The 1063-nt window shown below is 62.9% G+C and carries 2 protein-coding genes; one reads left to right on the top strand and one right to left on the bottom strand.

What is annotated here, in order from left to right; genetic code table 11:
* On the top strand, positions 1-255 hold a 255-nt coding region (locus ACXRVY_RS31115; protein WP_458239221.1), incomplete at its 5' end, for a peptidylprolyl isomerase.
* Positions 256-412: 157 nt separating this feature from the next.
* On the opposite strand, the gene ACXRVY_RS31110 is transcribed toward ACXRVY_RS31115, so the two are convergent.
* Positions 413-1063 (bottom strand): sugar kinase (locus ACXRVY_RS31110; protein WP_458239220.1); only part of this gene is annotated, 651 nt, incomplete at its 5' end.

Here is a 1063-nt window from a genome sequence, read left to right as displayed (position 1 = left end):
ATTCTGGTGAAAACCTCGGAAGAAGCCGAGCAGCTCAAACAACGCATCGCCAAGGGTGAAGCGTTCGATGTGCTGGCCAAGAAGTATTCGACCTGCCCCTCGGGCAAGCGCGGCGGTGACCTCGGTGAAGTACGGCCGGGGCAGATGGTCGGCGTGATCGATGCGGTAATCTTCAAGAAACCCCTACGGGTGGTGCATGGGCCGATCAAGAGCAAGTTCGGGTATCACCTGGTGCAGGTGTTTTACCGGGATTGAGTGGTTGGCTTTCGGCCCCCATCGCGAGCAAGTCGGATCGCCGCACCGTCGCTCCCACAGTGTTTGATGGTGTGGCTGCAATCTGTGGCAACTCACAGATCCCTGTGGGAGCGAGCTTGCTCGCGATCCGATGGCGCAGCCAGCGGCCATTCACCGCCTACCTTGGGATCAGCGCCCCCGGCACCTGAATCACCCGGCTCGCCAACCGATGCCCGGCCTCGGCGGCTTCTTCAGGGCTGCCGCCCTTGAGCCGCGAAGCCAGATACGCCGCACTGAACGAATCCCCCGCCGCCGTGGTGTCCACCACCCGCGCAACCTTCTGCGCCGGCACCTCGAATGACTCGCCATCACAACGAATCAGGCACGCTTCGGCGCCGCGCTTGAGCACCACTTCCGGCGTACCCATCTGCTCATACGCGGCAAACACCGCGTCACAATCGGAGTAACCGAACAACGCCTGTTCGTCATCCACCGTCAGCAACGCCAGGTCGACCTGCGGCAGCACACGGCGATACGCCGCCCGTGCGTCCTCGACCGACGCCCACAGCCGTGGCCGGTAGTTGTTGTCGAACACAATTCGCGCATCGCGCTGGCGGGCTTCGATCAGGGTTTCCAGCAATTTTTCCCGGCCTTGCACGCCGAGTACCGCCAGGGTGATGCCGCTGAAATACAGCACGTCGTAATCCGGCAGCGCCGCAAGGATCGGCGCGGCGGCCGGGGTGGTGAAGCAATCGCGGACTGCCGCTTCGTTGCGCCAGTACAGAAAGCGTCGCTCACCGGCGGCGTTGGTCTGGATGCAATACAAACC

It is taken from the genome of Pseudomonas sp. P5_A2_2 (genome assembly GCF_054177685.1).
Note: the sequence above shows the minus strand (reverse complement) of the source record. Positions and strands in the feature narration are given on the sequence as shown.